Source organism: Sorangium sp. So ce693 (assembly GCF_051521375.1).
GTDB classification, from domain to species: Bacteria; Myxococcota_A; Polyangia; order Polyangiales; family Polyangiaceae; genus Sorangium; species Sorangium atrum.
Genome location: NZ_CP150347.1, coordinates 10883827 through 10907717, shown reverse-complemented (window position 1 = coordinate 10907717; position 23891 = coordinate 10883827). Strand labels below are relative to the sequence as shown.

Here is a 23891-nt window from a genome sequence, read left to right as displayed (position 1 = left end):
AGCGGTTTGTTGGGAAGCGACATGTAGGCGCCAAGCCGCTCGAGCATGCCCGACTTGCATGCTAAGAGCAGATAACGTCATGTGACGCGAGGTAAGCGCGCGGTGACGTGAGCCGCCAGCTCGTGTTGCGGGAAAGACCTACCGGACTTCGCAATCAGCTTAATGCTGCCGTCCGCTTCCAATCGAATGGAGTATTCGCCGCAGCAATCTTCGAGATGGCGCTTCGTGGCGGCGAGACCGGCAGCATAACCCAGTTCACGAAAGAAAGCCATGGAACGGGTCGAGCACGTTGGACTGAATAGACAGTGTCGTCCAGTCCACCTGGATAAAAAGATCTTGTAACCGCGGATCGCAACCACCGCGAGAAGGCCCAGCAGTCGGTCGATTGTACTCAGAACGTTACCGCTGTTCCCCATGCGAACACCTCGAATGCCTGTTTCGGTCCGGTGCATCCCTGAGCGCTCGCCACCCGATTCTGAAATCCAATGAACAGGACACCGTGGGCACCGATTGCGGTGGCGCTCTCCTCAAGACGCTGGAGAGCGGCGTGATATGCGCCTTGCGTGTTGAGCGTCCCGCCGCAACCATCGACCACGCTGGCGAACCCAAACACCATTTTTAATACATGGTATGATTGCGTCACCCCGCCGGAACACATCAACATGCTATCATCTCCTTCCGGAAGCGGTGCCATTCGAGTCCATAGCATCGCCCCGCCCATTGCGTTTAGGACCGAAAACGTATGAAAGCACACCTATGCCTGGCATGTCCAGAGCAAACTCGGGCCACAGATCGTCATAGGCTAGTTCGTGGGGAGGGAGCCCGACCCAGGTTGGGGGCCGCGCGCAGGTCCCTGCAAGCAAGCTGTCGATATGTGCGAGCGCTGGGCGCCACAGGTCCGCCGGAGGGATCTTCGCGATCATCCTGGGCGAGGCGAGATAGCCGCACCACACCATGGCTGCCGCGAAGGTGACCGCATCGGGCATCGCTGCCAGGTACGCGGTGGTCGACGGCGGGCGCGGGTCGAGCAAGCCCGCCAGGTTCAGGGCTCCTGTGACAATGTGCGCCTGCCTCGCCACCGCCACATCGACCTACTCTATCAGCACCGCGCGGACCCCGCCGTGCCCACCGAGGACCTCGGCGGCGCCATGGCACGATCTCGTGCGCGAGGAGGGCCGCTTCCTCGGCCTGTCGGAGGTCGGCGAGCAGCCGATCCGCCGCGCGCACGCCGTGCACCCGAACGCGGTGCTCCAGATCGGGTATCGAGAATCGTCGATATGGGCATAATTTCATCGGAGCCGATCGCGATGCTCGTCCAGTCGAACACCGCGGTCGAGCCTCCTCCGAGGCTGGCTTCGCCCCGCCGCCGGGTGGGGGCATCAAGGCGCGGACTTGCCCGGGCCGAGCCGTGCACCCGAGGGATGTAGGGCGGGAATGGTGCTCGGCGGAGACCGTGGCCGGCGGGGCTGCCGTGGTGAACCCGTGCGAGGGCGGGCTCCCGAGCGTCGGCGGCAAGGGCGGTGACGGATTGCCCGGCGGCGCGGAGGACGGACGCGACGACGAGCCGACCCCGACGCCGAACCCCAGCAACTACGATCGGCGAGGACGCGCGGAGATGGCCGAGGTGGGCTGCACGGACGGCGACTACGGGATCTATGGCGCGCGAGGCACCGTCGGAGCACCCGGCCAGGGCATCGGGCGCATCAGCGAGGCCGGCTGGGAAGGGGGTTGGGCCGGCGATGGCGGCTGGGGCACGCCGGGCCAAGGCCGGCGGCCGCAGGGGCGGGCTCGGCGTGTGCGGCGCGGCGTCCAAAGGGGGCGCCGGGGGGAGGCTCGGGCGGGGCCGCGGGCTGCGGCGGACGAGGCGGCAAGGGGGCGAGACCACCCGACCTGCCGGGGCGCCGGCGCGGAGATGGCGTGGGGGCGTGGCGTCAACCGAGCACGCCGAACAGCTCGCCTTCGAGCGGCCGCGAGCGGAACCCGTCGGGCCCCTGGGGCAGCTCGCCTGCGACGGTGATGCGGCGAACGACGCGCGGCAGGTCGAAGTGGGCGTAGTCGATGGGGCCGGCGTGGGCGGTGGCCTGGTTGTCCCAAACGGCGATCGCGTTGGGCGTCCAGCGGAAGCGCACCGCGTACTCGGGGCGCGTCACCTCGTCGGCCAGCATGTCGAGCAGCGCCTGGCTCTCGCGCTCTCGCAGGCCCACGATGTGGCTCGTCGTCCCCGGGTTGACGAACAGCGATTTGCGGCCGGTCCGCGGGTGCACGCGCACGAGCGGGTGAAGCGCGGCGAACGGGCCTACGGCCTTGCGGCCCGGCCTGGGCTCTCCGCTATCGTAGCTGCTCGTGCGGTGGACGGCCTGGAGCCCGTCGACGAGCGCCTTGATCGTGGGCGACAGGCCGTCGTAGGCGCACTCGAGGTTGCTCCAGAGCGTGTCGCCGCCGTACGGCGGGATCTCCACGCCGCGCAGGATGGAGTACCTGTTCGGATTGGCGACGAAGGTGATGTCGATGTGCCAGCCCTTGTAGTCGCGCGGCGGCTTGGCGGTGGGGATGGAGAGGTCCGACCGGTGGTTCTCCTTGTACTCGGCGGCCTTTCGTTCCCAGATCTCCGGGTGCTCAGGGAGCCCCAGCGCGATCGGGTGGGCCGGCGTCAGCGGGCCGAAGGAGCGGCCGAAGTTGAGCAGCTGTTCGTTGGAGATGTCCTGCTCGCGGAAGAAGATCACCTTCCATTGGAGCAGGGTTTGCTCGATTGCCTGCACGGTGGCAGGGGCCAGCGGCTTGCGCAGGTCGACGCCGTGGATCTCCGCCCCGATCACGGGCGTCAGCGGTCGTACATCCAGCCGCAGAGGGTAGGTCTGTTGTTCGGCAATGAGGGCGGACATGGCACTCTTCTCGCAGTCTTGAACGAGCCTGGACGCCAGCTCGCGGCTCGCCCTGAGCATGCGCCGTTCCAGTCCGGTGACTCGAAAAATTCTTGTAGGGCCGCAGAACTCGGGGCATGGCCCTACCCCGCGTGGCGACGCGGTCGCGCGGTCCGGCGCGCCGAGCGCGCGTGGAGCAAGGGGTTGCTCGCGGCGATGCACGGCGAGGTGGCGGAAGCGTGATGTGCCGCCGCGTCTGTTCCGCAGGCAGCAGGGTTGCGGGTGCAGTGTTGCGCAGGAAGCAGTCCCCGGGGGGACCGACCCAGGTTGGGACCCAGGGTGGCGGGGCCCGACCCCGGTTGGGGGCCGCGCGCCGGTGCGCGACGGGTCAATCCGGATTGGATCGCCGGTCGCTATACGTCAACCTGGGTCGCTCATGCCTCAACCTGGTGGTGCACGTCCGCCGCGACGCGCGCGTGAGACGATCCGGCAACGTCAGCGCACCGGGCGGCGTGCTGGAGGACCGCTCGGCCTATTCCTGCAACAGGGCCCCCGGCGGCGAGGCGGCTACGGCGGCCCGGGGCGTGGCGGCGACTCGATCGGCTCGATCGGCATCGCCTACCTCGACGAGGGCCGGCTTACGGTCGAGGGCGTCACCTTCACGCTGGGGCCGCCGGGCAAGGGCGGCATCGGCCGGGACGACCAGGGCAAGATGATCTCGGGCGAGGACGGCATCGCTGTGGAGGCGCTGCGGTTTCCTGAATAGCTGGATTGGAGCTCACCCAGCGAACTGCGTCGGTGGAAGCCGGCGCGTCCATAGGTCTGGGTGCAGCGGCGGCCATGGGGGTGATCAGTCGAGCACCCCAAGCTCCCCCACCATTCAAGGCTGCCCCGTCAGCGGGGCGCGCCGCTGGGAGGCGCTGGCACCTCTCAAACACCTCGGCGTCAGGCAAGGAGAGGACCTCTTGGCCGGCCACCGTGAGCTGCGCTCTCGGCACGTCCCGGAAGCGCGCGGAAGGCGGGCGGTGGGTCATGGCCTGTCCGGTCGACCTGCGCCGGTATGGGGTCTCGACGCCGGCCTCGCTCGCCTCGACGAGGCTGAGGTTGAGCTTCCCGTGGCTCGCCCCCGTCAGGAACATCGGAAAAATTGATGGCTGAACCCTGAATTAACTTCTCAAGTGCCTCCAGAAGGCATTTGAGAATCGGGAGGACTTCGGGGCTCTTGGGCTGAGGGATTGCACGAGCCGTCAGGGCAAGTGTTCTCCATCTTTGCGGTTCGGTTCTGATGATGCAACCGATTCCACAGCCCGAGGTGTAACGCATGTTGTATGCCACCTCGGCGCAGGTCTGCCCGCCGAACGTCGCGATCAGCTGTGCTGCACGACATGTCTTCGCATTCTTGCACCGCTCACGCCCACGTCATCGTCACGCCCAGCGGCCGCTACGCCGCCGTCCACGAGTAGGCCCTCGCAGCGCGCTGCGCCCCGCCGCCGGCGCGCTGCGCCCCTGTGCATTTAGCCCGCCACGTCCAGCGCCCCGCCCTTGCCAGCAGCCCCGCCGCGCGTTCACCCTCGTCATCGCGGTTGGCCGGGGAGGGGAGGAGCGGGGGTGCTCCTCGTGCCAGGCTCGACGGCGAAGCGGGCTTGCCTCCCGCGTCCACCCCAGCGCGATGTCGACCGCCACCGTCACCCTCGCTCTCCCCGAGGCCCTCTATCAGCGGCTGAGGGGGACTGCGCTCGCGACCCGACAGCCGCTCGAAGCCGTGATGCTGCGGGCGCTGGGCCTCGGCAGCCCTCCCGCCTGGGACGACGCGCCCCCGGAGTTCCAGGTCGACCTCGCCTGCCTCGACAAGATGGACGACCAGGCGCTCTGGCAAATCGCAAAGAGCCACAGGTCCGAAGCAGAGCTCGCGCGCCACGACGAGCTGCTCGATCGGAACGCCCACGAACCCCTCACGCCAGGGGAGCGCATCGAGCTCGAGCGTCTTCGCCACGAGAGCGACCTGTTCATGCTCCGCAAGGCGCACGCTGCGGCGCTCCTGCGATGGCGCGGGCACGCGGTCGCTTCTCCGTAGCGCGCCCTCCACGCATCGTCACCGGACGCCGGCGCTGGGCCGAGGTGGGCTGGCACCCGCCCGCGTAGCGCCGGCTCGTAGAGCCTACGCGTCTCGTGGGCTGGGAGAGCGGAGGTAAAAAGGGTTTACCTCCTCATCGACCGCTTCAAGCTCCTCCGAGCTCGACATGTGATTGAGTTGCATGAGGACCGCCCGCGCGGCCGCTTGCAACCCGAGGGGCGGTGCTTCGGTGCCGTCCCATGCCTCGCAGAGCGCTCGGAAGCTCTCCAGGCGCTCGAGCAGCGCTCGCCACCATGCGCGCGTCTCCGGGTGATTCCGGCGAACAGGCCGGAAGGTCGCGAGCAAGCTGTCGATGTGCGCGAGCGCCGGGCGCCGCAGATCCGCGGGAGGGATCTTCGCGACCATCTTGGGCGAGGCGAGATAGCCGCACCACACGATGGCTGCCGCGAAGGTGGTCGTATCGGGCATCGCTGCCAGCTCCGCCGCGGTCGGCGGCAGGCGCGGGTCCGGGTCTTCCGGGCCAGGCGGCGCTTCAGGCGGTGCGCCTTCCCAGCCGTCCCACCCTCCGGGCGGCTCCGGGACCGCGAACACAGCGAGCATGTCACGCGCGGCACGCTGGATTTCGGACGGGATCTCCACCGATGGCGACCAGCCTTGGCATGACGCGAGGAGTCTTTCTACCTGTGGCGCTATGTCCCGCGGCCGCCCACCGGCGCTGAGCCCTGGTTCGGGGCCCTGGCCGATGACGGTCAGGAGCTCGCTCAGGAGCTCCAGGACGTGCTCGCGTGACGGCATCGCGCCGGCTTTGCGCGCTGCGCGCGTCGACGCGAGCAAGCCTGCCAGGTTCAGGGCTCCTGAGACAACTTGCGCCACCCGGGCAGCGCGCTTCGAGGCGTCATCAGCGTCCATGGCGAGTCTCTCGATCACTCCGGTCGACAGAGCTGAATCCAGGGGACCATGCTGCTTCCGATGGCGGGCTTCAGCGTGATGGCAGCGCCGACAACGTCAGCAGCGTCGTAGCAGGTGTAAGTGCACCATCCGTCGATGATCAGGTTGCCAAGGTTCCAGACGTCAGGGCACGTCCTGCAACGACCATCGCCGCAGTCGTTCAGTACGCATATCTTGGCGAATGAGCACTTTACGCTCGACTGGCATCGAAGCGGTGGATCCATACACTCGACCTTGATCGGGTACCCGGTGGACAGCAAGGTCGGGTCGATGGATGCGACCCATTCTTGGGCCAGCTGCCAGGCCAGCTCTGTGTTCTGATGAATGAACTGTTCAAGTGCCTGCTGGTCAACCACGGCTGGATCGGTGAACTGCAACTCGGTGAGGCCAGAGAGCGCATAGGCTGCATAAGCTGCCCTTGCATTCACCAGGGCAAGTTCCCTTGGGTCTGCGCTGTGTGCCGCATCGATCGCGGCCTCCTCTTCCGGAGTAAACATCATGCCATCCTCTACGCCATCGTCCATCGGCGCGGGCTGCGTCTCGTCAGGCGTGGGCTGCGTCTCGTCAGGCGTGGGCCAGTTGTCGTCCCTTTCCCCGCCTTTCCCGATTCGGATCGTACATGCCGGAATTATGATCGCGCTGACGATGCCGAAGACAAGGAGCGCTCCGAGCCTGCCTGGAAGATTGCTCTTCGACATGAGTTGCCTCCGCGCCCTGATGCTAGGCGACGGTGGAATGTCTTTCTACGCAGAAAGTAAGGTAGAGAACCGCTCGGGGTTCTCCCTAGCCGGTCGTAGGGCATGGCGCCACCGCGGGACCCGACCCAGGGCACCGCATCGAGGTCGACCCGCACTCACGCATCGCCTCCGGCGACCGCCGGCGCGCCGGCGTCCGCACCGGGGGCCCGGCATCGCGCGCCCGACGTGTGACCTCGACCTGGATGGCGCGCGAGAAAGGCGCTCGCGAGGTCGGCCGGTGCGAGCCACCCGACCGCTGCGACGTCCAAGGCGGGAGGATTGCGACTGGCGTACGCGCTCAGGGAGACGACAGCCGGCCGGCCTCGGGAGCCATGCTCGCTCGCTATCGTCGGGGATCACCACCGTGGTACAGTCGGTCAGGAGCCCGACGCCGATGCATGATCACCAAGCCGAACAAACAGCGGCTGAACCCTCCGACGCCGAGAAGAGCTGGGATCAGCGGATACTCGAAAGAGTCCCCTCCGGCGTTGATGCATCGCTCATCGCCGAGAACCTGCGCTTGACTCCCACCGAGAGAGTCGAGCGGATGCGGAAGGCACTGGAGTTCATCGAGGAGGCGAAGGCAGCCCATGGTCACCGACTTTCGGCGCGTCGTTGAAGCGCTCGTCGGTGAGCGTGTCGATTTCGTGATCATGGCGGGCTCGCAGGTAATCCAAGGCCGACTTCAAGCGACGCGTGCGCTCCTGCACGGCAGGAGGATGGGAGGTCGGCTCCGCTGGATCTGGCAAAACGCTCGGATGTCGGCCGGAAGCGAGCGTAGGGCGAGGGAGGGCACCCCGCCGGAACGACACCCCGCCTCGCGAGGGGCCGGCGGTGAGCCCTTCCCGAGCGAGCGATTCTGCTAGGCTCATATTGCATGTCGATGTTCGACACCTCGCCGCAAGCGGACGCACGCTACCACGAGCTGCTCCGGCGCATGCCTCCGGAAAAGCGGTTCGAGGCGGCGATGCGGCTGAGCAAGGCGGTCCGTGAGCTCGCTCTCGCGAGCATCCGTGCTCGCCACACAGGGGCGGACGACCAGGAGCTTCGCGTTCGCCTCACGGTGAGGCTGTACGGGCACGACTGCGCGCGCCGGCTGTTCGGTCACGTGCCGGCCGACGCCGCGTGACGTCATGAGCAGCTCGACGGATGTCGTCTCCGCGTTGCGCGTGGCCGCCGCGCTCGAGAGCCTCGGCTGCGAGTAGTTCATCGGCGGCAGCCTCGCGAGCTCGCTCCAAGGTGAGCCGCGCGCGACGAACGATATCGATCTGGTCGTCGCGATGATGCCCCGTCATGTGCGCGTTCGCGGAGCTGCTCGGCCCGGACTTCGAGGTGGATCGAGACGTGCTTCGCGACGCCCTGACCCGCAGAAGCTGCGCGAGCATCTTCTACCTGCCGATGGTGACGAAGATCGATATCTTCGCTCTCGGGCCGAGCCCCTGCGATGAGGTCGAGTTCAGTCGCCGGCGAAAAGTCAAGGTCCGCGCCAGCGGAGAGGAGCTGGTCGTCAAGGCTCCGGAAGAGATCATCCTCCGGAAGCATGAAGGCTTCCCAGACAGTGAGGGCACGTTCCTGCACCCCACCGTTCGTGCGACCTACTCTTCAAAGCGACCCGTGGCGTCACGATCGCGGTCGTATCGTCTCGTGAGTGGAAACGGCGGCAACCAGGACTCGCGACGAACGATCCAGCTTTCGTAGGTTGGCATCAGTTGATCTGGGGCATCCAGGGATCCTAGGTTCACTTCGATCTCGTCTGCGCTGCGCGCAAAAATAGACGAGCCGCAGCGGGGACAGAAGAACCGCCCGGCGTAGTCGCGGGTTTCGCCATCGATCGTCACCGCATCCTGAGGGAACACCGCAGAAGCGTGGAAAAGGGCTCCATGATGCTTGCGGCAGTCGAGACAGTGACAAAGGCCGACCCGGTATGGGAGTCCCGACGCCACGATTCGTACGTTGCCGCACAGGCAACCGCCGGTGAATCGGTCCATGCTGCGTCTCCTCTAAAATCAAGCGGTCGGAATGGTTCCAACGAACAGCGCTGTCATTGCTATTGCTCTGAAGCCCAGCCGGTGAAGGCAGGCTCGGGAAGCTTCGCTGCATCAGCGAAGCTTGGATCAATCTGAGGATACTGTGTCCTTGAGGCAGCCGCTGCGACCGACGATTCCGCGTGCGCTCGGATCAGCTCGGGCTCTGTGACGCGATGAGCGATCGCAGCCAGTCGTCCGAGGCTTTGCGGTACTCGGGGACGCGGCTCCGCTCGGCCGCGGCGAGCGCCTCCTTCAGCCGAGGCGCGTCGAGGTCGTGGATGTAGCAGGGGGTACCCGGCTGCTGGCGCCACGCGTCCTCGAGGCCGCCCGCGTCGACCGCATCGAAGCCGAGCTCGTCGACGAGGCGCATGACCTTCGCCCGCGCTTCCGGCGGATCCCCCGCGATCGGGAGCGCGACGCGCCCCGGCGTGCCCTTCGGCTTGCCCTTCGCGAGCAGGCTCTCGAAGTAGATGTTGTTGAACGCCTTGACCACCGGCCGCCCGATCTGCTCGGCGACCCACGCGCTCTCGACCTGCCCCGCCTCGATGGCCGGGATGCTGCCGTCGCGGACCGGGTAGTAGTTGTTGGTGTCGATCACGACCACGTCGGCGGGCACGCCGGCGAAGAGATCCTTCGGCAGGTCCACGACTGCGCGCTGGGGGATCGTAACGACCACGATCTCGCCGCCGCGCGCGGCCTCCGCGGCCGAGACGGGGGTGGCCCCGGTCTCGGCGGCAAGCTCGCGGAGCGTGTCCGGCCCGCGCGAGTTCGCGATCACGACCTGGTGACCGAGCTTCCCCAACAGCTTCGCCAGCGACCCGCCGATCAAGCCGGCGCCGATGATTCCGATCTGCATTCGTCACTCCTTCGAGCCGAGCCGCCCGCGATCGAGCGCGGACGCCGGCGGTCCAGGTGCATCGTCTGACGCAGACGGGCGATCGCTCGCGCCGTTCACGTCGGGGATGGGCTGTACCACGACCAGCCGCCCTCGGCCCGCGCAGGAGAACGCTGCCCCCAGGACGAGCTTGCCCTCGGGGTAGGACGACCTGGCCCCCAAGGTAGGGCGACCTCGTTCACGAGCAGCAAGGCGTCGTCCACGGCCAGCGCGACATCGTCCCGGGGATGGGATGAGGGAGCAGCAAGTTCAAACGTCCACCCGCGCAACGCCTGAGTTGAGCCGCGCCGCGAAGCGGCGTCGGCTTGAACGATCTGTCAGCTATCACTCCATAGGTTGGCGGATGGTGGTTTTGTGTGCCAGTCGACAGGCCATCGAGGGTCGTGCCTGAGGCAAGGCATGATCGCCGAGGGAGGGCAGAAGACTGCCCCGCGAACCTCGACGACCGTCCCGGCGTCGGTGTGCTATTGACGGTAGGCCGCCGGATGGAGAAGCTGGCACCATGAGTAGCGCGCTGATCGTCGGTGACCTCCAGGTCGGGATTCTCGACAACTACCCGTTCACGAAGGCCGTGGTGCCGCCGGTGACCGAGCTGCTGCCGCGAGCCCGCGCAGCCGGGGTGCTGGTCGTGTTCGTGCGTACTGCGTTTCGGGCCAACGGCGCGGACTTGGCGGGTGAGGTCTTCGCGGCCTTCCACCGGGCCGGTAACCTGTTCCACGAGGGGGCGCCGGGTACGGAGGTCGCGCTGGAGGTCACCGCGGACGACGTCGTCGTGCTCAAGCGGCGCACGAGCGCGTTCGCAGGAACGGATCTCGATCTGGTGCTCCGCGCCCGCGGCGTGGACTCGCTCGCGCTCACTGGTGTCGCGACGAGCGCCATGGTCGCGGCCACGCTGTACGACGCGTCGGACCGGGGCTACGGGCTGACCGTGCTCCGCGACGGCTGCGCCGACCCGGACCCGGCGGTGCACGAGCTCCTCGTCAACACCGTCTTTCGCAGCAGGGGAGCGGAGATCGTTACGTGCGCGGAGTGGCCAGCTCGTGGTTCGCGTACGGCTCCCCGTTGAACGGCTCGACCTCGCGGTAGCCTGCGGCGCGGTACAGCCCGATTGCCTCGCTCAGCACGCGGCAGATTTCCAGCTGTGCGATCGTAGCGCCGGGTCATATCCGCAACCACGGGCAACTCCTTGTGCAGCCGGCAAGCCTGGATGAGCTCTCCGAGGAGGAGCACGGGCGCCTCTGGACCGAGGAAGCGACGCGCCGGGACGCAGAGCTCGACGCAGATCCGTCCGGGGGGCGACCGGCCGAGGACGTCTTTCGCGACGCCCGCGCGCGGATCCGGTGACGCTCCCGGTCATCTTTCACGACCGGGCTGAGGTCGAGCTGAACGGCTCCTCTGCATCGTCTTCGCCGGAGACGCCCGTGTGCCCGAGCGCCTGTTCCCGGCGTTTGGCCTGCCCATGGAGCTGCCGGAGCAGGGCGCGAAGATTTTTTCGAGCGACCGATGAGTTCTCCTCGGGCGAGGCGTCCATGGAGCAAAAGGAGGCCAACCTCATGTCCCACAAGCTCTTCGTCAGCCTGCCCATCAAGAACCTCGAGCGCACCACGGCGTTCTTCAAGGCCCTCGGCTTCACGTTCAACCCGAAGGTCACGGGCGAGCAGGCCGCCTGCATGCTCATCGGCGAGCACGCCTACGCGATGCTGCTCGTCGAGCCGTTCTTCAAGACGTTCACCAAGAAGGAGATCTGCGACACCGCGACGCACGTGGAGGGGGCCTTCGGGCTCTCGTGCGAGAGCCGCGCCGAGGTGGACGCGATGGTGGCGAAGGCGCTCGCCGGCGGCGGCAAGGAGGCGGGGCCGCCGGAGGACCACGGGTTCATGTACACCCGGAGCTTCGAGGACCTCGACGGGCACCACTGGGAGGTGGTGTGGATGGATCCAAAGGCCGGGCAGTAAGCCGCACGGATCTCGGCGGAGGAGAAGGATTCGAACACCTGGCGCGGGCGGCGTCATGCGCGACGAACGAAGCCCGCTTGCGGCCCCCGCGCGGCGGGGTTCTGCTCGCCGCATGTCCGACCTCAAATTCTATTACGCCCCCATGACGAGCGCAGACCGGGTGCACTGGGCGCTCGAGGAGCTCGGCGTCCCCTACGAGAAGGTCAAGCTCGACCTCGCGGCGGGAGATCAGCGCAAGCCCGAGTACCTCGCGCTCAACCCGAACGGCAAGGTCCCGCTGCTGGTCGCGGAGGGGAAGCCGATCTTCGAGGGGCTCGCGATCCTGCTCTACCTCGGCGAGCGCTTCGGCGTGGACAAGGGCCTCTTCCCGGCGCTCAACGCCGATCGCGCCGAGGCGTTCAAGTGGATGGCCTGGGGCAGCGTCACGCTGTTCGAGGCGACGACGCGGCTCCTGCGCAACACCCTGGAGCGCTTCCCCGCCGAGGAGCGCAACCCCAAGGTAGCCGAGGGCGCGAAGCAGGACCTCACGAACGGGATCGAGATCCTCGACCGCGCGCTCGAGGGCAAGGAGTACCTCGTGGGCAACCAGTTCTCGCTCGCCGACGTGTCGCTCGTGACGGCGGTGCCGTTCCTGGCCCGCTTCGGCGTGGACCTCTCGCCTTTCGCGAACGTGAACGCGTGGATCGCCCGCTGCACGAGCCGGCCTGCGGCCAAGCGGGTCAGGCCGGGCTGACGTCTCGCCCTGGCCGCCCAGCCGCGCTGGCGGCTATCTCATGAGCTTCATGAGCGCCAGCCGCGGCGGCGGCCACCCCGACGCCCAGGCCGACTGGATGAGCTACCGGCTGCTCGATAGGCTGCGCGAACCTCCGCTCCGGACGACGTGTATCCGCAGTACCGGATGCTCCCTGCTGCGCCAGCAGCAGGCATGTGCTGCGCGTGTGCTGCTGGCGCAGCAGCCAGCGGTCGCCATGGGCCTGCGCCGGCTCGGGAGCGTGGTTTGCAAGGCGCCCGCGCGGTAGCGCCACCCGATTCGGCACAGCGGACGAACGCGCCGATCGGCCGGTCGCTCGCCTCGGTTCGCGTGATGACCTCTTCGCCGCCTCTCCCCCAGCGTTATCTCCTCGGCTTCATGGTGCTCGGCCTGCTCGCGGGCTCGAGCAACGGCGTGGCCAAGGTGGTCCTACCGCTGTATGCCGCCTCGCTCCACGCCACCCCCTGGCAGATCGGCCTGGTCGGCGGCCTGCAGTTCACCGGCATGCTGCTGCTCTCGATGCCGGTCGGAGGCTTGATCGACCGCCACGGCAGCCGGCCGCTGTTCCGCTTCGGTGGCCTCGCGGGCGCGGCGCTGTACCTGATCGGCTTCACCCACATGGATCGGCCCTGGCAGCTCATCGCGGGCGTGGTCCTCTTCGGGCTGCTCAACCCGTTTCGCATGGTCGCGACCCAGACCGAGTTCCTTCACCTGCTTCCTCGCCTCGGCCCGCGCAAGGCAGGCTGGCAGCGCGCGTCCCACTCGCTCGGCATGTTCTTCGTGGGCCCGATGCTCGGCGCGCAGCTCCTGGGCCTGCTCGGCTACACAGGCGTGTTCGTGGTGACCGGACTCGGGCTGCTGGCGACGGTCTTCGTCGGCGATCGCGTGCTCTCCGGGGCTCCCCCCGGCCGCGGGCGCTCGGCCACGCCGCTCCTCGAGCGCCTGCGCGGACAGGTCGGGATCATCCTGTCTCGCGGCGAGCTGCGCCAGAGCATGCTCATCGAGCTGTGCGGTCAGATGGCGATGTCCTACTTCGCCGTGTTCGTTGTGTTGATCGCGATTCGCGAGTTTGACCTCTCGGTGCCACAAGCCGCGAGCCTCGTGACCCTCCAGGGCGCCGTCTTCGTGCTGACCTTGCTCCTCGCCGGAGGCGCCCTGTCGCCGCTGCGCGACGCTGCCCGCTACGCGATCGCCTTCTCGCTGCTGCTCGCGACCGAGCTCCTGCTCGCTTTCCCCCTCGGGGTCGCGTCGCTGTGGATCGGGGCGGTCCTGCTCGGGCTCGGGCTGGGCGTGCAGCACCTCACGAGCGTCAACCGCTTCGCGGCGCTCACCGCCGAGCTCGGCCGCGGCCGGGTGGGCGGCCTGTTCTCGCTCTCGGGACCGGCCGGGGGCCTGTTCGGCGCGGTGGCGGGCGGCTCGCTCGGGCAGCGCTTCGGCCTGTTCAGCGGCTTTCGCGTGCTCGCGGCGCTCTATGCGGTGCTGATGGTGTGGCACGGGCGCGGCGTCCTGACCGAGAACCACCAGCCGGTCGCGCTCGCCGAGGGCGAGCCGGAGTGACCGCAGCCGCTACGCCAGCTCACGCAAGAACGACAGGACCACCGCTCCCAGGCGCTCGGGTTGTTGAAATGGAAGGCCGTGGCCGGCGTCCTGTACCTGTTCGATCCGTACGCGTGGGTTGAGGCTCCGCAGCTCCGTCGCCATCTCGAGCGTGACGACGGGGCTGCTGTCACCGGTGACGAGCAGGCTCGGGACGTCGATCGCGCTCACCACGTCGCGGTACGCGGGGTTGGGCGGCGTGAGGACGTCGAACGCTTCCATGCGGGTCTTCAGCCTCGCCTCGGCTTGCAGCTCGATGATCTCGGGCGAGCGGTGCGGGTCTCGGGCTCGGGCCTTCGCAACGAGGTCAGACTTCTGTAAGCCGAGGGCCTGGCGGTGTTGCTCGGCGACGTCACTGGCGTGCACCTCGCGCTGGATCTCGGGGCTCAAGAACGTCGGGTCGACAAGAATGAGGCCGCGGATGAGCCCCGCCCCTCGACTCGCCACCACCGCGGCGGTCATGCCGCCCATCGAGTGGCCAAGCAGAACCGGACGAGAGAGCTCCAGACCGCGGATGAGGCCCACGACGTCGCCCGCGTGATCGTCGTACCGGTATCCGTGGTGCGGCGCGCTCGAGCCGCCGTGCCCTCGGGCGTCGGGCATGACGACGTCGAATTCCCCTTCGAGCGCCCGCGCCAGGGGAGTCCAGCAGGCGCCGTTCCCCATCAATCCATGGAGCAGGACGACGGGAACCTTGGCGCCTCCGGTTCGGAGATAGTGGATGTTGATGCCGTTCGTTTCGCAGACTCCGCTGATCCAGGTCGTCATGGGGCTGTTCCTGCCTGCCGCAGCTTCGCAAGTGGGATGAAATGGTTCAGGTCCAAGTACGCGGCCTAACGACCTGCCCATCTGCTGCCGCGCGAAGTGCGGTCGGCAGCATGGGCTTGTTCGGCGGCTGATTCGAGTCAGATGGAAGGCGCCGTTCACGCAGCGCGCTTCGCGCCTTTACCATGAGTGCTCCGTCCCGACGTTCGCCGCGGTGGCGGCTTCCCACGCGAATGAGGCGGATGGGCGATCAGCACTTCGGCCGGGATCTGCATCGATGCGTGGAGCTTTCGGATCATCGGGAGCGTGAGCGCCCGTTTGCGGCCCAAGACCTCCGAGACGCGTGCCCTGGACCCGATCAGCGGCTCAAGCTCCTTGCGAGTCCACCCGAGTTGCTCGCAGCGCGCCTCGATCGCTGCGATCGGGTCTGGCGGCGCAACAGGGAACTGCTTGCGCTCGTAAGCGTCGACTAGCGTCGCGAGCGCATCGAGCTCTTGCGCCTCGGGCGAGCCCGGCTCCGCGTCCCAGAGCTCTTCGATTCTGCGAAGCGCCCGACCGTGACTCTCCTTATCCACAACAGGCTCGATCATCGCGGTGCCCTCACACGCTCGTCGCGTCAATTTTGTCGTATTCGGCATGGGTGCCGATGAATCGGACGTAGACCAGATACAATGGGCCGTACTTGACTTGAACGATCAAGCGGTAATTGTTGCCCTTGATGTCGAACACAACCCGGTTGTTCGGGAGGAAGTCGACGCTTCCGAAGACGGCTTTGATGTCAGCGGGCTCCGTCCAGGTGGCATTCTGGACGATGGAGAACCAGAGCCGCAGCGGAATCTCGGCATCGGCGTGCCGAGTCCAGAACTCAACGAGAGTGCTGCGGCTGAAGATCCTCACGGAGTGAAAGGCATATCATGCTCCCGCGGTGGGAGCAAGCCCTTCGAGTGCAGCCTCCGGTGGCAGCTGAACCAGGCCATCACGAACGCGCATCGACGGGAGAGGACGCGCCGCGCTTCGCTGCCCATCGCAGCAGCGTGTCGAGCGCCGGGCAGAGCGCTTGTCCCCACTCGGTGAGCCCGTACTCGACCCGGGGCGGCACCTCGGGGTGCGTGACGCGCCAGACCATCCCGTCCCGCTCCATCTCCCGGAGCTGCTGGATCAGCATCTTCTGCGAGACGCCAGGGATGGCGCGTTCGAGCTCCGAGAAGCGCTGCACCTTCCCTCCGAAGGGGCGGAACAGGATCACCAGCTTCCAGCGCCCCTTGACGAGCTGGAGGGCCTGCTCGACTCGCTCGGCGGCGATCTCGGGGGTGGCCGGCTCGTCATACTCACCTTCGGGTGCGTACCCCACCTTTTCGTGCGTTCTTGCCACCTGATGAGCCTAGCCCAACTTTGCGTGTGAGGGGCCCACCTGCTGGGCCTCGGGTCATCGTCCCCCAGGAGGAACCGTCGCCCATGCAAGTGAACACGCCCCGAAAATTCTCGATCGATCCGGAGGAGTTCGCCGGCAAGCGCGTGCTCGTCACAGGCGGCACCAAGGGGGCGGGCGAGGCCATCGTCCGCCGCCTCGGCGCAGGGGGCGCCGTGACCGTGACCACGGCGCGCTCTGCGCTGCCGGCAGGCCAGTCGCCGAACGTCTTCGTACAGGCCGACCTTGCGACGGTAGCGGGTGTGGACGCCGTCGTCCGCACGGTCCTGGGCGAGCTTGGCGGGATCGACATCCTGGTCCACACCGTCGGCGGCTCCTCTGCACCGGGCGGCGGCTTTGCGTCGCTCACCGAGGACATCTGGCAAGACGAGCTATCGCTCAACCTCATGGTCGCCGTGCGTCTCGATCGCGCGCTCCTCCCGGGCATGATCGCGCGAGGCTCGGGGGTCGTGCTTCACGTTTCGTCCATCCAGCGCCGGCTCCCGCTCCACGACGCGACGATCGCGTACGCGTCCGCGAAAGCCGCGTTGTCCACGTACAGCAAGGCGCTCTCCAAGGAGCTGGGGCCGAAGGGCGTCCGCGTGAACTCGATCGCCCCGGGATGGATCCGCACGACGGCAGCCGACGCCCTGGTGAAGCGCCTTGCCGACAACGCCGGTACGGATGAAGACACGGCCCGGCAGGGCATCATGAACGCGCTCGGTGGTATCCCCATCGGGCGTCCCGCATGGCCCGAAGAGGTCGCGGAGCTCGTCGCGTTCCTTGCCTCCGACAGGGCGGCGTCCATCCATGGGAGCGAGTACCTGATCGACGGGGGCACTGTACCCACCGTTTGATGGCAAATACCGGACTCACCATGGCGCAACGCCCGCCCGCCGAACGCCTCGGGCTTCTGCCGCGTGTGGGTGTGCGCCGGGCACCCGCGCGTCGGCCCGCAAGCCCTCGTTGGGCGGCGCTCCGTGTCAGTCGTCCGGCACGGGGATCCTTTCGGAGTCCCACTCGAAGAAGCCCCGTGCGCGGATGGTGCGGTCAGCGAGCGCTCGCGCTGCGAGCTGGCGCTCCTCGATCGTGGAGACCCCGAAGAAGCGACGCGCCGCCTCGGCGATTTCACGGTCGCTGCGCTCGACCTCGAGCAGCAGGCTCTTGTCCCCTGGCACAATCCCGCGCTCGGCGCGGAGGTAGTACCGGAGCATCGCCATGACCGCCTCACCGAGCAGCGCGCTGGCCATGGCGGGATCGCGCTCCACGATGTCCTCGCCGTCTTCAAGGAGTGTCGCCGCTGAATAACGAGCGAACGCGTCCTCATCCGGAGTGAGCACGGCGCGCTTCTTCAGCCACTCGGCGGCCTCCTCCCGCAGGCCCTCGATCGCCTGGCCGCCGAACACAGGGAAGCCGGTGGCCATCATGTGCGCAGCGGAGGGGCGACCGTGCTCATGCTCGCTAGCGAAGTACGCTCGGATCGCGCGTGCCGGGTTGACGAAGATCTCGACCGGAACGTCGCCGAACCACCGCTGTAGACGCTGCTTGTACGGACGCTCCTGGATGACGAAGATGTCGAGATCGCTGGTTCGATCACCCGCGCCGCGGACGACCGACCCCGCGGCGACGATCGCCCACGGCTCGAAGGTCTCGAATACAAACGCGACGACCGCGCGGAGCGCTGTCGCATACCTCGACGGGAGGTCGGGCCAGCTGCACGTGGCAAGCTCGTCGGGGCTCATCTTGTTCTCCGAGGTCGTCTCATCTGCTCGCCCAAGGCAACCACCTCGCCATCTCCTCACCTTTCGAACTGAGCAGATGTTCTTCCAGAAGCCTGGGCGCCACCAGCGTGTTCCAGGAAGCACCCGGCGGCGGGGCAAACTGCGCCGCCTGTTTCGCCGTCAATCCCTCGGCTCGCAGCCTGGCCAGCTGCTCGCGGCGCGAGCGCTCTCCTCCGCTGATGGCTTCACGAATGATTCGACGCACGGCCGCCCCGGAGGCTCCGGGTGACAGGTAACCGCGAACGCGGAGCCTGAAGTAGATCCACCAGGCCGAGGGGAACGTGCCGACCCACGCGTCGAGATGCCTGGACATTTCGAGAGGTATGGCCATCTGGGTCTCACCACGGGTACCGGACGGAGCCTGCGAGTCAGCACCAATGGCACGTTTGGCGAAGATCGCAGCCGAGGCATCGCTCGGCGAGAGCCGTGAAGTCGGGCACAGCAAATGGAAGACCTCCCTCGCGCGAGAACAGGTCTTCGAAGAGCCGGGCAGGCGGAAAAACGTAGTTGCCAAAGGTGATGCTCACCCATGAACGAGCGGCGGCGATTCCGGCGATCTCCATGTGCCCGGCCTTGTAGGGGTAATTGGCGATGGCAACCGGCGGAACGTCCACGAGATCCACGCGCGCTCCGAACTCGAGCGCCGCGTCCTCGGAGTCGCGGCCTTCGGACATCGACACGGGCACCTGGGTGCGATGGCATGTGATCGCGACGTAGTAGACGTCGTCGAACTGCGCTTGCGTCATGTCGACCCGCGCCCCGCCTTGAAGCGCTTCGAGCGCAAGCAGAGGCGGTCGCGTCGGTCGGAGCTCGCTCCAGATCGTGGCTTGAACGTTGTCATCATTCTCCAGGGAATGGCAGAGCTCCTCCGCGGAGTCGGGACGCAGCCACGATCCCGGATTGCGCCCGCGGTATTTGCCGGCCCTGGGCATCCCGCGCGACATGGTGAACACGAAGGACCCAACGGGTTCGGGGTCCGTCCGCACAAACCGCTCGGGGTTCCTCCCGACGAACCCAGCACGCATTGCGGCCTCGAGAAACGCCGTCATCGCCTCCGCCTTGAAGACCAAGCTCGGATCGAGCGGGACGAGAAGATGAGAATAATACATGCTCATGGATTGCCTCGCGGTCCGGGGAGCCCTCCGTGAACGAGTCGCCACGTATCCGTGGAGCGGGACCCCACCGCCTCGTGCCGCCCTCACGCTTCGTGGAAAATTAGCGTATCCGACGGCTGCACCACCTTGTCAAGGAGACCAGCGCAGGACCGTGCGGGCGCTACACCGGACGAAGGCGCGGCTCGTGCCGGCGGCGGCGAGCAGCGCGCCCCCGTTCGCGCAGCATCGCCCCGCGCCGGAGGGCGTCCGCCGGGCCGGGCGCCCGGTCAGAGGCGGCGCGGCGATTTTTTCCGGCGAACGATGATTCCTGGCGGGGCCGGGGGTCTACGGGGTGAATCCCAGCACGGAGGCACCCATGACCGCGATCTGCGCCAGCATCCATCGTCGTGACCCGGATCTCACCACCATGCCTCGGGCCGAGGCGCCGGCCAGCGTCGCAGCACCCGGCGCGGCGCCGTCCAGGCGAGCGCTGTGGGCGGGACGCGTCCTGAGCGGGCTGGGCGTGCTGTTCCTGACGTTCGATGCCGCGGTGAAGGTGCTGCAGCTGTTCCCCGCGGATGCTGCCACGGCCCAGCTCGGATTCCCGGTCCGCCTCGTCCCCACCCTCGGCTACCTTCAGATCGCTTGTCTGGTGACGTACCTGATCCCGCGCACCGCGGTGCTCGGCGCGATTCTGTGGACCGGTTACCTGGGCGGCGCGATCGCGATCCACGTGCGGGTCGGGAGCCCGCTCTTCAGCCACACGCTCTTTCCGATCTACATCGCCGCGCTCCTCTGGGCGGGGCTCTGGCTGCGCGACCGCCGCGCGCGCGCGCTGCTCGCGAGCCCGGCGTCGCTCGACCGATGAGCTTCACATGGGCTTCCCGCCTCCCCGCCTTCATGGTCAGATCGGGCCGCGGCCAGCCCGCCTCTCGAACCATGGATCGCGAGCAAGGAGACCACCGATGATCAAGGTCTACAACTTCGCGCGCGGGGCCCGCGGCCTGCGCGTGATGTGGCAGTGCGAAGAGATGGGTTTGCCCTACCAGGTCGAGATGGTCTCGTTTCCGCCGAGCGAAGCCTACCTCGCGCTGCATCCGCTCGGCACCGTGCCGTTCCTCGAGGATGAGGGCGGCGCGGCGATCCACGAGTCCGTCGCGATGATGCTCTACGTGGCGCAGCAATACGGGCCCACGCCCCTCTTGCCGGGCAAGGGCGATCCGGCGCTCGCGCGCGTGCTGCAAATGGCTGTGTTCGGCGAAGCGACCATCGGGGCAGCCGTCAATGCCCTGCTGACAGCACATTTCGGCGCGCCGGAGGTGGACAAGCGCAACTGGTCGGTCCGCGCGCACGAGGCACGCGTCGAGAAGGCCTTGCGCTTCACGGCCGACATGCTCGGCAACATGCCTTTTCTCGCCGGCGAGGGCCTCACGCTCGCCGACATCTCCGTGAGCACCGCGATCGGAATCTATCGCGGCGCGCTCGGCAAGACGCTGCCCGATGAGCTCGTCACCTACCAGGAGCGGATCGCCGCGCGGCCGGAGTACCAGCGCGCACGCGCGAGGTGCCGTGGCGAGGATAGGGGGCTGAAATGAATCGATCGTGGCCCGCGGTGGTCAAGTCGTTGAGCTTCGCCCTCGCGGCACTACACGCCGCGTGCGGCGACGCCGGCGTAGATCCGGGCGGGGCAGGGGGCTCCCGCCCGGGCTCGCCCGACAGCTCGAGCACGCAGGCGTCGACGTCCACCTCATCGACGTCCACCTCATCGACGTCCTCAGGCGGGGAGCCCGGCATCTGGATCCCGGCGCTCGAGACGTCGTGGCACTGGATGATCGATCACCCCCTGGACCTGGACGACCCCAGGGACATGGGCCTTGTCGATCCCACGGGAGCGCCCATCGAGTCGCCGCCACCCACGGTCTACGACATCGACTGGGAGTACACGCCGGCCGAGACGGTGGCCGCGCTCCACGCGATGGGCGCCAAGGTCATCTGCTACGTCGACGTCGGCGCGTTCGAGGACTACCGGCCAGACGCCGGCGACTTCCCGGAGTCGGTCAAAGGCAACCCGGACTATCACTGGGAAGGCTCGTTCTGGCTCGACATCCGGCAGATCGACGTCCTCGGGCCGATCATGCAGGCCCGGTTCCAGGTCTGCAAGGACAAGGGCTTCGACGCCATCGAGCCCGATGAAGTCGACGGTTACGCCAACGACTCCGGGTTCCCCCTCATCTATGAAGACCAGATCGCCTACAACGTGTTCATCGCGGATCTCGCCCACGAGATGGGCATGTCCGTGGGGCTCAAGGGCGACATCGATCAGGCGGAGGACCTGTGGCCGCACTTCGACTGGACGCTGAACGAGCAGTGCTTCGAGTATGAAGAGTGCGAGATCCTCGTCGATTCCTTCCTGGCGAACGGCAAGGCCGTGTTCGAGGTGGAGTACGACGATCCGTTCTCCGGTCACATGACCGACAGGTCGCTCTTCTGCGAACAGGCGAACGCCTGGGGCTTCAACAGCATGGAGATGCCGCTCGACCTCGACGGTGGCCGGTGGCCCTGCCGGTGACCCGCGGCCTTCCGAGCGCCCGCATCATCACCTTGTCGGTGAGCGGGACGTAGGCCTCGAGTCCCGAGGTCCACTGGGCTTCTTCCTCGTGCCCTCCGCCGCGCGGCCGCGCTCCCGCGGGCCGTCGCGGAGCGCGGCGATGACGAGCTCCCGGAAGCAGCGGGCGCCCTCGTCCTCGTGGGTCCGCTCGTGCCAGACGAGCTGCATGCGGAAGACGAGCGCGGCCACGGGCGGCTCGAGGAGGGTGAGCGGCGCGAGGCGCGCGAGCGCCTCGGCGATGCGGCGCGGCATGGCGGCGACGAGATCGGTGTTCGCGGCGATGACCGCGGCGGCGGAGAAGGTCGGGACGGCGGCGGCGATCTCGCGGTGCAGCCCCTGGGCCGCGAGCGCCTCCACGGCGGCGCGGTTGCCGATGCCGCCGCGCCCGAGCGCGATGTGGATGTCGATGTGGCGCAGCGAGTTGAACGCCTCGCGCGTGAGCCGGCGGCGGGCGCACGGGTGACCGCGGCGGACCACGAACACGCTGTCCTGCTCGAAGAGGTCCGCGGCGTGGTGGCCCGGCGGGAGCGGGTGCGCGGGCGCGATCGTCGCGTCGACGTCGCCGCCGCCGAGCCCCCCGGTCGCCTCGAGGTGGTCGACGCTCACGACGCGGAGGGTCGCGCGCGGCATCTCGGCCGCATAGGCGCGCGCGATCGCTGGCAAGCTGCAGATCTGGTCGAGGTCCGAGAGCGCGAGCGTGAATGCGCGCGTGGTCGCCCGCGGGTCGAACGCGCGATCCCCCTCGATCGCGCCGGCGATCTCGCCGAACGCGGCCCGGAGCCGCGGCGCGATCTGCTGCGCGCGGGGCGTGGGGACGAGGCCGCGCCCGCTGCGCACGACGAGCGGGTCGCCGAGCTGCGCGCGCAGCCGCGCGAGCGAGTTGCTCACGGCCGACGGCGTGACGCGGAGCCGCCGCGCCGCCCGCGCCGCGCTCCGCTCCTCGAGCACCGCGTGCAGGACGAGCAGCAGGTTGAGATCGAGCGTCGACAAGTTCACGAATAGTGACGATTACCATCACAAATCATCACTGGCAATGAGCGTCAGTCCCACCCATGCTGGCCCGGGATCGAGGTTGGAGGTGGCGAGATGACACAGCGAGGTGTGCGGCGGGTGGTGCTCATCGGCGGGGGCATCGCGGGCCCGGTGCTCGGGATGTTCCTTCAGCGCATCGGCGTGGAGGCGACGATCTTCGAGGCGCGCGCGGCCCCTCTGGAGCAGGAGGGCGCGTTCCTGGGCGTCGCGCCGAACGGGATGAACGTGCTCGCGGATCTGGGCGTCGCGCGCGCGGTGCAGGCGCGGGGCGCGGTGTGCGACGGGATCCGGTTCGAGAACGCCCGCGGGCGGGGCATCGGCGTGATCGATCAGCGCGACGCGGCCCGCCGGTTCGGCGCGGGGCTCGTGATGATCCGGCGCGGCGCGCTGCACGCGGCGCTCGCGGAGGAGGCGGCCCGGCGGGGCGTCGCGATCCGGTACGGCATGCGGCTCGAGGGGGTGGACCGCTCGGATCCGCGCGAGGTCGTGGCGCGCTTCGAGGGCGGCGACGAGGCGCGCGGCGACGTGCTCATCGGGTGCGACGGCGTCCGATCGCGCACGCGGGCGGCGGCGCTGCCCGGCGCGCCGGCGCCGGGCTACACAGGCCTCGTCGATTTCGGCGGCTTCGCGCGCTGCCCCGGCGCGCCGCTCCAGCCTGGCTGGAGCGTGATGGTCTTTGGCCGGCGCGCGTTCTTCGGCGCGTTCGCGGCGCCGGAGGGCGAGGTCTGGTGGTTCCACAACAGCGGGGAGCCCGCGCCGGAGGGCGCCGCCGCGCCGGGGCCGCTCCGCGAGCGCATCCTCGCGCTCCACGAGGGCGATCCAGGCTGGATCGCGGACGTGGTGCGCGCGACGCCCGAGGTGCTCGGTCCATGGCTGCTGCACGACATTCTGACGATGCCGCGCTGGCACGCCGGCCGGGTCTGCCTGATCGGGGACGCGGCGCACGCGGCGACGCCGCACGCCGGCCAGGGCGCCTCGCTGGCCATGGAGGACGGGATGCTCCTCGCGAGGTGCCTGCGGGACGAGCCTGAGCCGGAGCGAGCGTTCGCGGCGTTCGAGCGGCTGCGGCGGCCGCGGGTAGAGGCGATCGTCCGCCAGGCGCGCCGCAACGGCAGCCGCAAGGCAGTCTCGGGGCCCGTCGCGGGGTGGCTGCGCGACCGGGCGCTGCCGCTGTTCCTGCGGATCGGCGCCGCCGCGCAGGAGCGCGCGCACGCGTACCGGATCGACTGGGAGGAGCGGATCGCGTAGCCGGGGAAAGCGCGGCGGCGCGTACCCCGCGACGTGGGCGGCCTCGACGCGCTCGAGCTGGTGCTAGAAATCGAGCGAGCATCGTGTGCTGAATTTTTAGCACGTGCGATC

32 protein-coding genes and 1 pseudogene are annotated in these 23891 nt (G+C 68.3%); 17 read left to right on the top strand and 16 right to left on the bottom strand.

All coding sequences use genetic code 11. From position 1 onward, the window contains the following. Positions 1-77: 77 nt before the first annotated feature. Positions 78-416, bottom strand: coding sequence for a membrane protein insertion efficiency factor YidD (gene yidD, locus WMF14_RS40670; protein WP_437795412.1), 339 nt, complete (start codon positions 414-416; stop codon positions 78-80). Further along, the gene (locus WMF14_RS40665; RefSeq protein ID WP_437325355.1) at positions 392-664 is read right to left on the bottom strand and encodes a heavy metal-binding domain-containing protein; all 273 of its coding nucleotides are present in this window, start codon (positions 662-664) and stop codon (positions 392-394) included. The genes yidD and WMF14_RS40665 overlap by 25 nt, the downstream gene beginning before the upstream one ends. Positions 665-1085: 421 nt before the next feature. Here WMF14_RS40665 and WMF14_RS40660 point away from each other — a divergent pair. Beyond that, a pseudogene (locus WMF14_RS40660) lies at positions 1086-1281 on the top strand (aldo/keto reductase); the annotation flags it as partial. A 650-nt stretch (positions 1282-1931) separates the two neighbouring features. Here the strand turns inward: WMF14_RS40660 and WMF14_RS40655 are convergent. After that, positions 1932-2882: a TauD/TfdA dioxygenase family protein gene (locus tag WMF14_RS40655; protein ID WP_437795408.1), complete on the bottom strand. Its 951-nt coding sequence runs from the start codon at positions 2880-2882 to the stop codon at positions 1932-1934. 415 nt (positions 2883-3297) lie between these two features. Between WMF14_RS40655 and WMF14_RS40650 the strand changes: the two genes are divergently transcribed. Further along, entirely contained in the window at positions 3298-3627 is a 330-nt protein-coding gene (locus WMF14_RS40650; RefSeq protein WP_437795405.1) for a hypothetical protein, read from the top strand. Positions 3628-4530: 903 nt separating this feature from the next. Continuing rightward, entirely contained in the window at positions 4531-4935 is a 405-nt protein-coding gene (locus WMF14_RS40645; protein WP_437795402.1) for a hypothetical protein, read from the top strand. Positions 4936-5019: 84 nt separating this feature from the next. Here WMF14_RS40645 and WMF14_RS40640 read toward each other — a convergent pair whose 3' ends face one another. Together WMF14_RS40640 and WMF14_RS40635 are read right to left on the bottom strand one after the other, a co-directional pair. After that, the gene (locus tag WMF14_RS40640) at positions 5020-5535 is read right to left on the bottom strand and encodes a hypothetical protein (RefSeq protein WP_437795399.1); all 516 of its coding nucleotides are present in this window, start codon (positions 5533-5535) and stop codon (positions 5020-5022) included. Positions 5536-5858: 323 nt separating this feature from the next. Continuing rightward, positions 5859-6581 carry a hypothetical protein gene (locus WMF14_RS40635; protein ID WP_437795396.1) on the bottom strand — a complete coding sequence of 241 codons (723 nt, stop codon included), beginning with the start codon at positions 6579-6581 and terminating at the stop codon, positions 5859-5861. 433 nt (positions 6582-7014) lie between these two features. On the opposite strand from WMF14_RS40635, the gene WMF14_RS40630 reads away from it, so the two are divergent. The 3 genes from WMF14_RS40630 (at position 7015) to WMF14_RS40620 (ending at position 8318) form a co-directional block, all read left to right on the top strand. Then, positions 7015-7239 carry a hypothetical protein gene (locus WMF14_RS40630; protein ID WP_437795394.1) on the top strand — a complete coding sequence of 75 codons (225 nt, stop codon included), beginning with the start codon at positions 7015-7017 and terminating at the stop codon, positions 7237-7239. A gap of 258 nt (positions 7240-7497) precedes the next feature. Next, positions 7498-7749, top strand: a complete 252-nt coding sequence (locus WMF14_RS40625; RefSeq protein ID WP_437795392.1) for a hypothetical protein — start codon at positions 7498-7500, stop codon at positions 7747-7749. Between the two features lie 164 nt (positions 7750-7913). Next, a complete protein-coding gene (locus WMF14_RS40620) occupies positions 7914-8318 on the top strand; it encodes a hypothetical protein (RefSeq protein WP_437804458.1) in 405 nt (134 codons plus the stop codon). Here the strand turns inward: WMF14_RS40620 and WMF14_RS40615 are convergent. From WMF14_RS40615 to WMF14_RS40605, 3 genes are all read right to left on the bottom strand, one after another. Further along, positions 8216-8608 carry a GFA family protein gene (locus WMF14_RS40615; protein ID WP_437795389.1) on the bottom strand — a complete coding sequence of 131 codons (393 nt, stop codon included), beginning with the start codon at positions 8606-8608 and terminating at the stop codon, positions 8216-8218. The genes WMF14_RS40620 and WMF14_RS40615 overlap by 103 nt on opposite strands. Positions 8609-8798: 190 nt before the next feature. Then, positions 8799-9503, bottom strand: coding sequence for an NADPH-dependent F420 reductase (locus WMF14_RS40610; protein WP_437795387.1), 705 nt, complete (start codon positions 9501-9503; stop codon positions 8799-8801). Between the two features lie 3 nt (positions 9504-9506). Next, positions 9507-9704 carry a hypothetical protein gene (locus WMF14_RS40605; protein WP_437795384.1) on the bottom strand — a complete coding sequence of 66 codons (198 nt, stop codon included), beginning with the start codon at positions 9702-9704 and terminating at the stop codon, positions 9507-9509. Positions 9705-10044: 340 nt separating this feature from the next. Here WMF14_RS40605 and WMF14_RS40600 point away from each other — a divergent pair, with 340 nt between their 5' ends. From WMF14_RS40600 to WMF14_RS40575, 6 genes are all read left to right on the top strand, one after another. Further along, positions 10045-10608 carry a cysteine hydrolase family protein gene (locus tag WMF14_RS40600; RefSeq protein ID WP_437795382.1) on the top strand — a complete coding sequence of 188 codons (564 nt, stop codon included), beginning with the start codon at positions 10045-10047 and terminating at the stop codon, positions 10606-10608. A gap of 122 nt (positions 10609-10730) precedes the next feature. Further along, positions 10731-10886, top strand: coding sequence for an addiction module protein (locus tag WMF14_RS40595; protein WP_437795379.1), 156 nt, complete (start codon positions 10731-10733; stop codon positions 10884-10886). A 209-nt stretch (positions 10887-11095) separates the two neighbouring features. Further along, complete coding sequence (locus WMF14_RS40590; RefSeq protein ID WP_437795376.1) at positions 11096-11497, top strand: VOC family protein; 402 nt, start codon at positions 11096-11098, stop codon at positions 11495-11497. A gap of 112 nt (positions 11498-11609) precedes the next feature. Further along, complete coding sequence (locus tag WMF14_RS40585) at positions 11610-12230, top strand: glutathione S-transferase family protein (RefSeq protein ID WP_437795375.1); 621 nt, start codon at positions 11610-11612, stop codon at positions 12228-12230. Positions 12231-12279: 49 nt separating this feature from the next. Then, positions 12280-12516, top strand: coding sequence for a hypothetical protein (locus WMF14_RS40580; protein ID WP_437795372.1), 237 nt, complete (start codon positions 12280-12282; stop codon positions 12514-12516). A 65-nt stretch (positions 12517-12581) separates the two neighbouring features. Further along, on the top strand, positions 12582-13805 hold the full coding sequence (locus WMF14_RS40575; protein ID WP_437795369.1) for an MFS transporter: 1224 nt from the start codon (positions 12582-12584) through the stop codon (positions 13803-13805). A gap of 9 nt (positions 13806-13814) precedes the next feature. On the opposite strand, the gene WMF14_RS40570 is transcribed toward WMF14_RS40575, so the two are convergent. From WMF14_RS40570 to WMF14_RS40555, 4 genes are all read right to left on the bottom strand, one after another. Next, positions 13815-14612, bottom strand: a complete 798-nt coding sequence (locus tag WMF14_RS40570; RefSeq protein WP_437804388.1) for an alpha/beta fold hydrolase — start codon at positions 14610-14612, stop codon at positions 13815-13817. Between the two features lie 155 nt (positions 14613-14767). Further along, the gene (locus WMF14_RS40565; RefSeq protein WP_272102548.1) at positions 14768-15199 is read right to left on the bottom strand and encodes a helix-turn-helix domain-containing protein; all 432 of its coding nucleotides are present in this window, start codon (positions 15197-15199) and stop codon (positions 14768-14770) included. 10 nt (positions 15200-15209) lie between these two features. Then, on the bottom strand, positions 15210-15506 hold the full coding sequence (locus tag WMF14_RS40560; protein ID WP_437795367.1) for a type II toxin-antitoxin system HigB family toxin: 297 nt from the start codon (positions 15504-15506) through the stop codon (positions 15210-15212). Between the two features lie 79 nt (positions 15507-15585). Further along, a complete protein-coding gene (locus WMF14_RS40555) occupies positions 15586-15981 on the bottom strand; it encodes a winged helix-turn-helix transcriptional regulator (protein WP_437795364.1) in 396 nt (131 codons plus the stop codon). A gap of 83 nt (positions 15982-16064) precedes the next feature. Between WMF14_RS40555 and WMF14_RS40550 the strand changes: the two genes are divergently transcribed. Continuing rightward, positions 16065-16874 (top strand): SDR family oxidoreductase, encoded by an 810-nt coding sequence (locus WMF14_RS40550; protein WP_437795361.1) that lies wholly within the window; start codon positions 16065-16067, stop codon positions 16872-16874. A gap of 126 nt (positions 16875-17000) precedes the next feature. Here WMF14_RS40550 and WMF14_RS40545 read toward each other — a convergent pair whose 3' ends face one another. The 3 genes from WMF14_RS40545 to WMF14_RS40535 are packed head-to-tail and all read right to left on the bottom strand — an operon-like array spanning position 17001 to position 18868. Continuing rightward, on the bottom strand, positions 17001-17759 hold the full coding sequence (locus WMF14_RS40545) for a nucleotidyltransferase domain-containing protein (RefSeq protein WP_437795358.1): 759 nt from the start codon (positions 17757-17759) through the stop codon (positions 17001-17003). Between the two features lie 19 nt (positions 17760-17778). Further along, positions 17779-18129 carry a hypothetical protein gene (locus WMF14_RS40540; RefSeq protein ID WP_437795355.1) on the bottom strand — a complete coding sequence of 117 codons (351 nt, stop codon included), beginning with the start codon at positions 18127-18129 and terminating at the stop codon, positions 17779-17781. A 37-nt stretch (positions 18130-18166) separates the two neighbouring features. After that, positions 18167-18868 carry a hypothetical protein gene (locus tag WMF14_RS40535; RefSeq protein WP_437795353.1) on the bottom strand — a complete coding sequence of 234 codons (702 nt, stop codon included), beginning with the start codon at positions 18866-18868 and terminating at the stop codon, positions 18167-18169. Between the two features lie 400 nt (positions 18869-19268). Between WMF14_RS40535 and WMF14_RS40530 the strand changes: the two genes are divergently transcribed. From WMF14_RS40530 to WMF14_RS40520, 3 genes are all read left to right on the top strand, one after another. Beyond that, positions 19269-19760, top strand: coding sequence for a DoxX family protein (locus WMF14_RS40530; RefSeq protein WP_437795351.1), 492 nt, complete (start codon positions 19269-19271; stop codon positions 19758-19760). Between the two features lie 97 nt (positions 19761-19857). Next, positions 19858-20487: a glutathione S-transferase family protein gene (locus WMF14_RS40525; RefSeq protein WP_437795349.1), complete on the top strand. Its 630-nt coding sequence runs from the start codon at positions 19858-19860 to the stop codon at positions 20485-20487. Continuing rightward, positions 20484-21461 (top strand): endo alpha-1,4 polygalactosaminidase, encoded by a 978-nt coding sequence (locus tag WMF14_RS40520; RefSeq protein WP_437795347.1) that lies wholly within the window; start codon positions 20484-20486, stop codon positions 21459-21461. The genes WMF14_RS40525 and WMF14_RS40520 overlap by 4 nt, the downstream gene beginning before the upstream one ends. A 27-nt stretch (positions 21462-21488) precedes the next feature. On the opposite strand, the gene WMF14_RS40515 is transcribed toward WMF14_RS40520, so the two are convergent. Further along, positions 21489-22496: a LysR family transcriptional regulator gene (locus WMF14_RS40515; protein ID WP_437795345.1), complete on the bottom strand. Its 1008-nt coding sequence runs from the start codon at positions 22494-22496 to the stop codon at positions 21489-21491. A gap of 90 nt (positions 22497-22586) precedes the next feature. Between WMF14_RS40515 and WMF14_RS40510 the strand changes: the two genes are divergently transcribed. Continuing rightward, positions 22587-23780, top strand: coding sequence for an FAD-dependent oxidoreductase (locus WMF14_RS40510; protein ID WP_437795343.1), 1194 nt, complete (start codon positions 22587-22589; stop codon positions 23778-23780). The last annotated feature ends 111 nt before the right edge of the window (positions 23781-23891 follow it).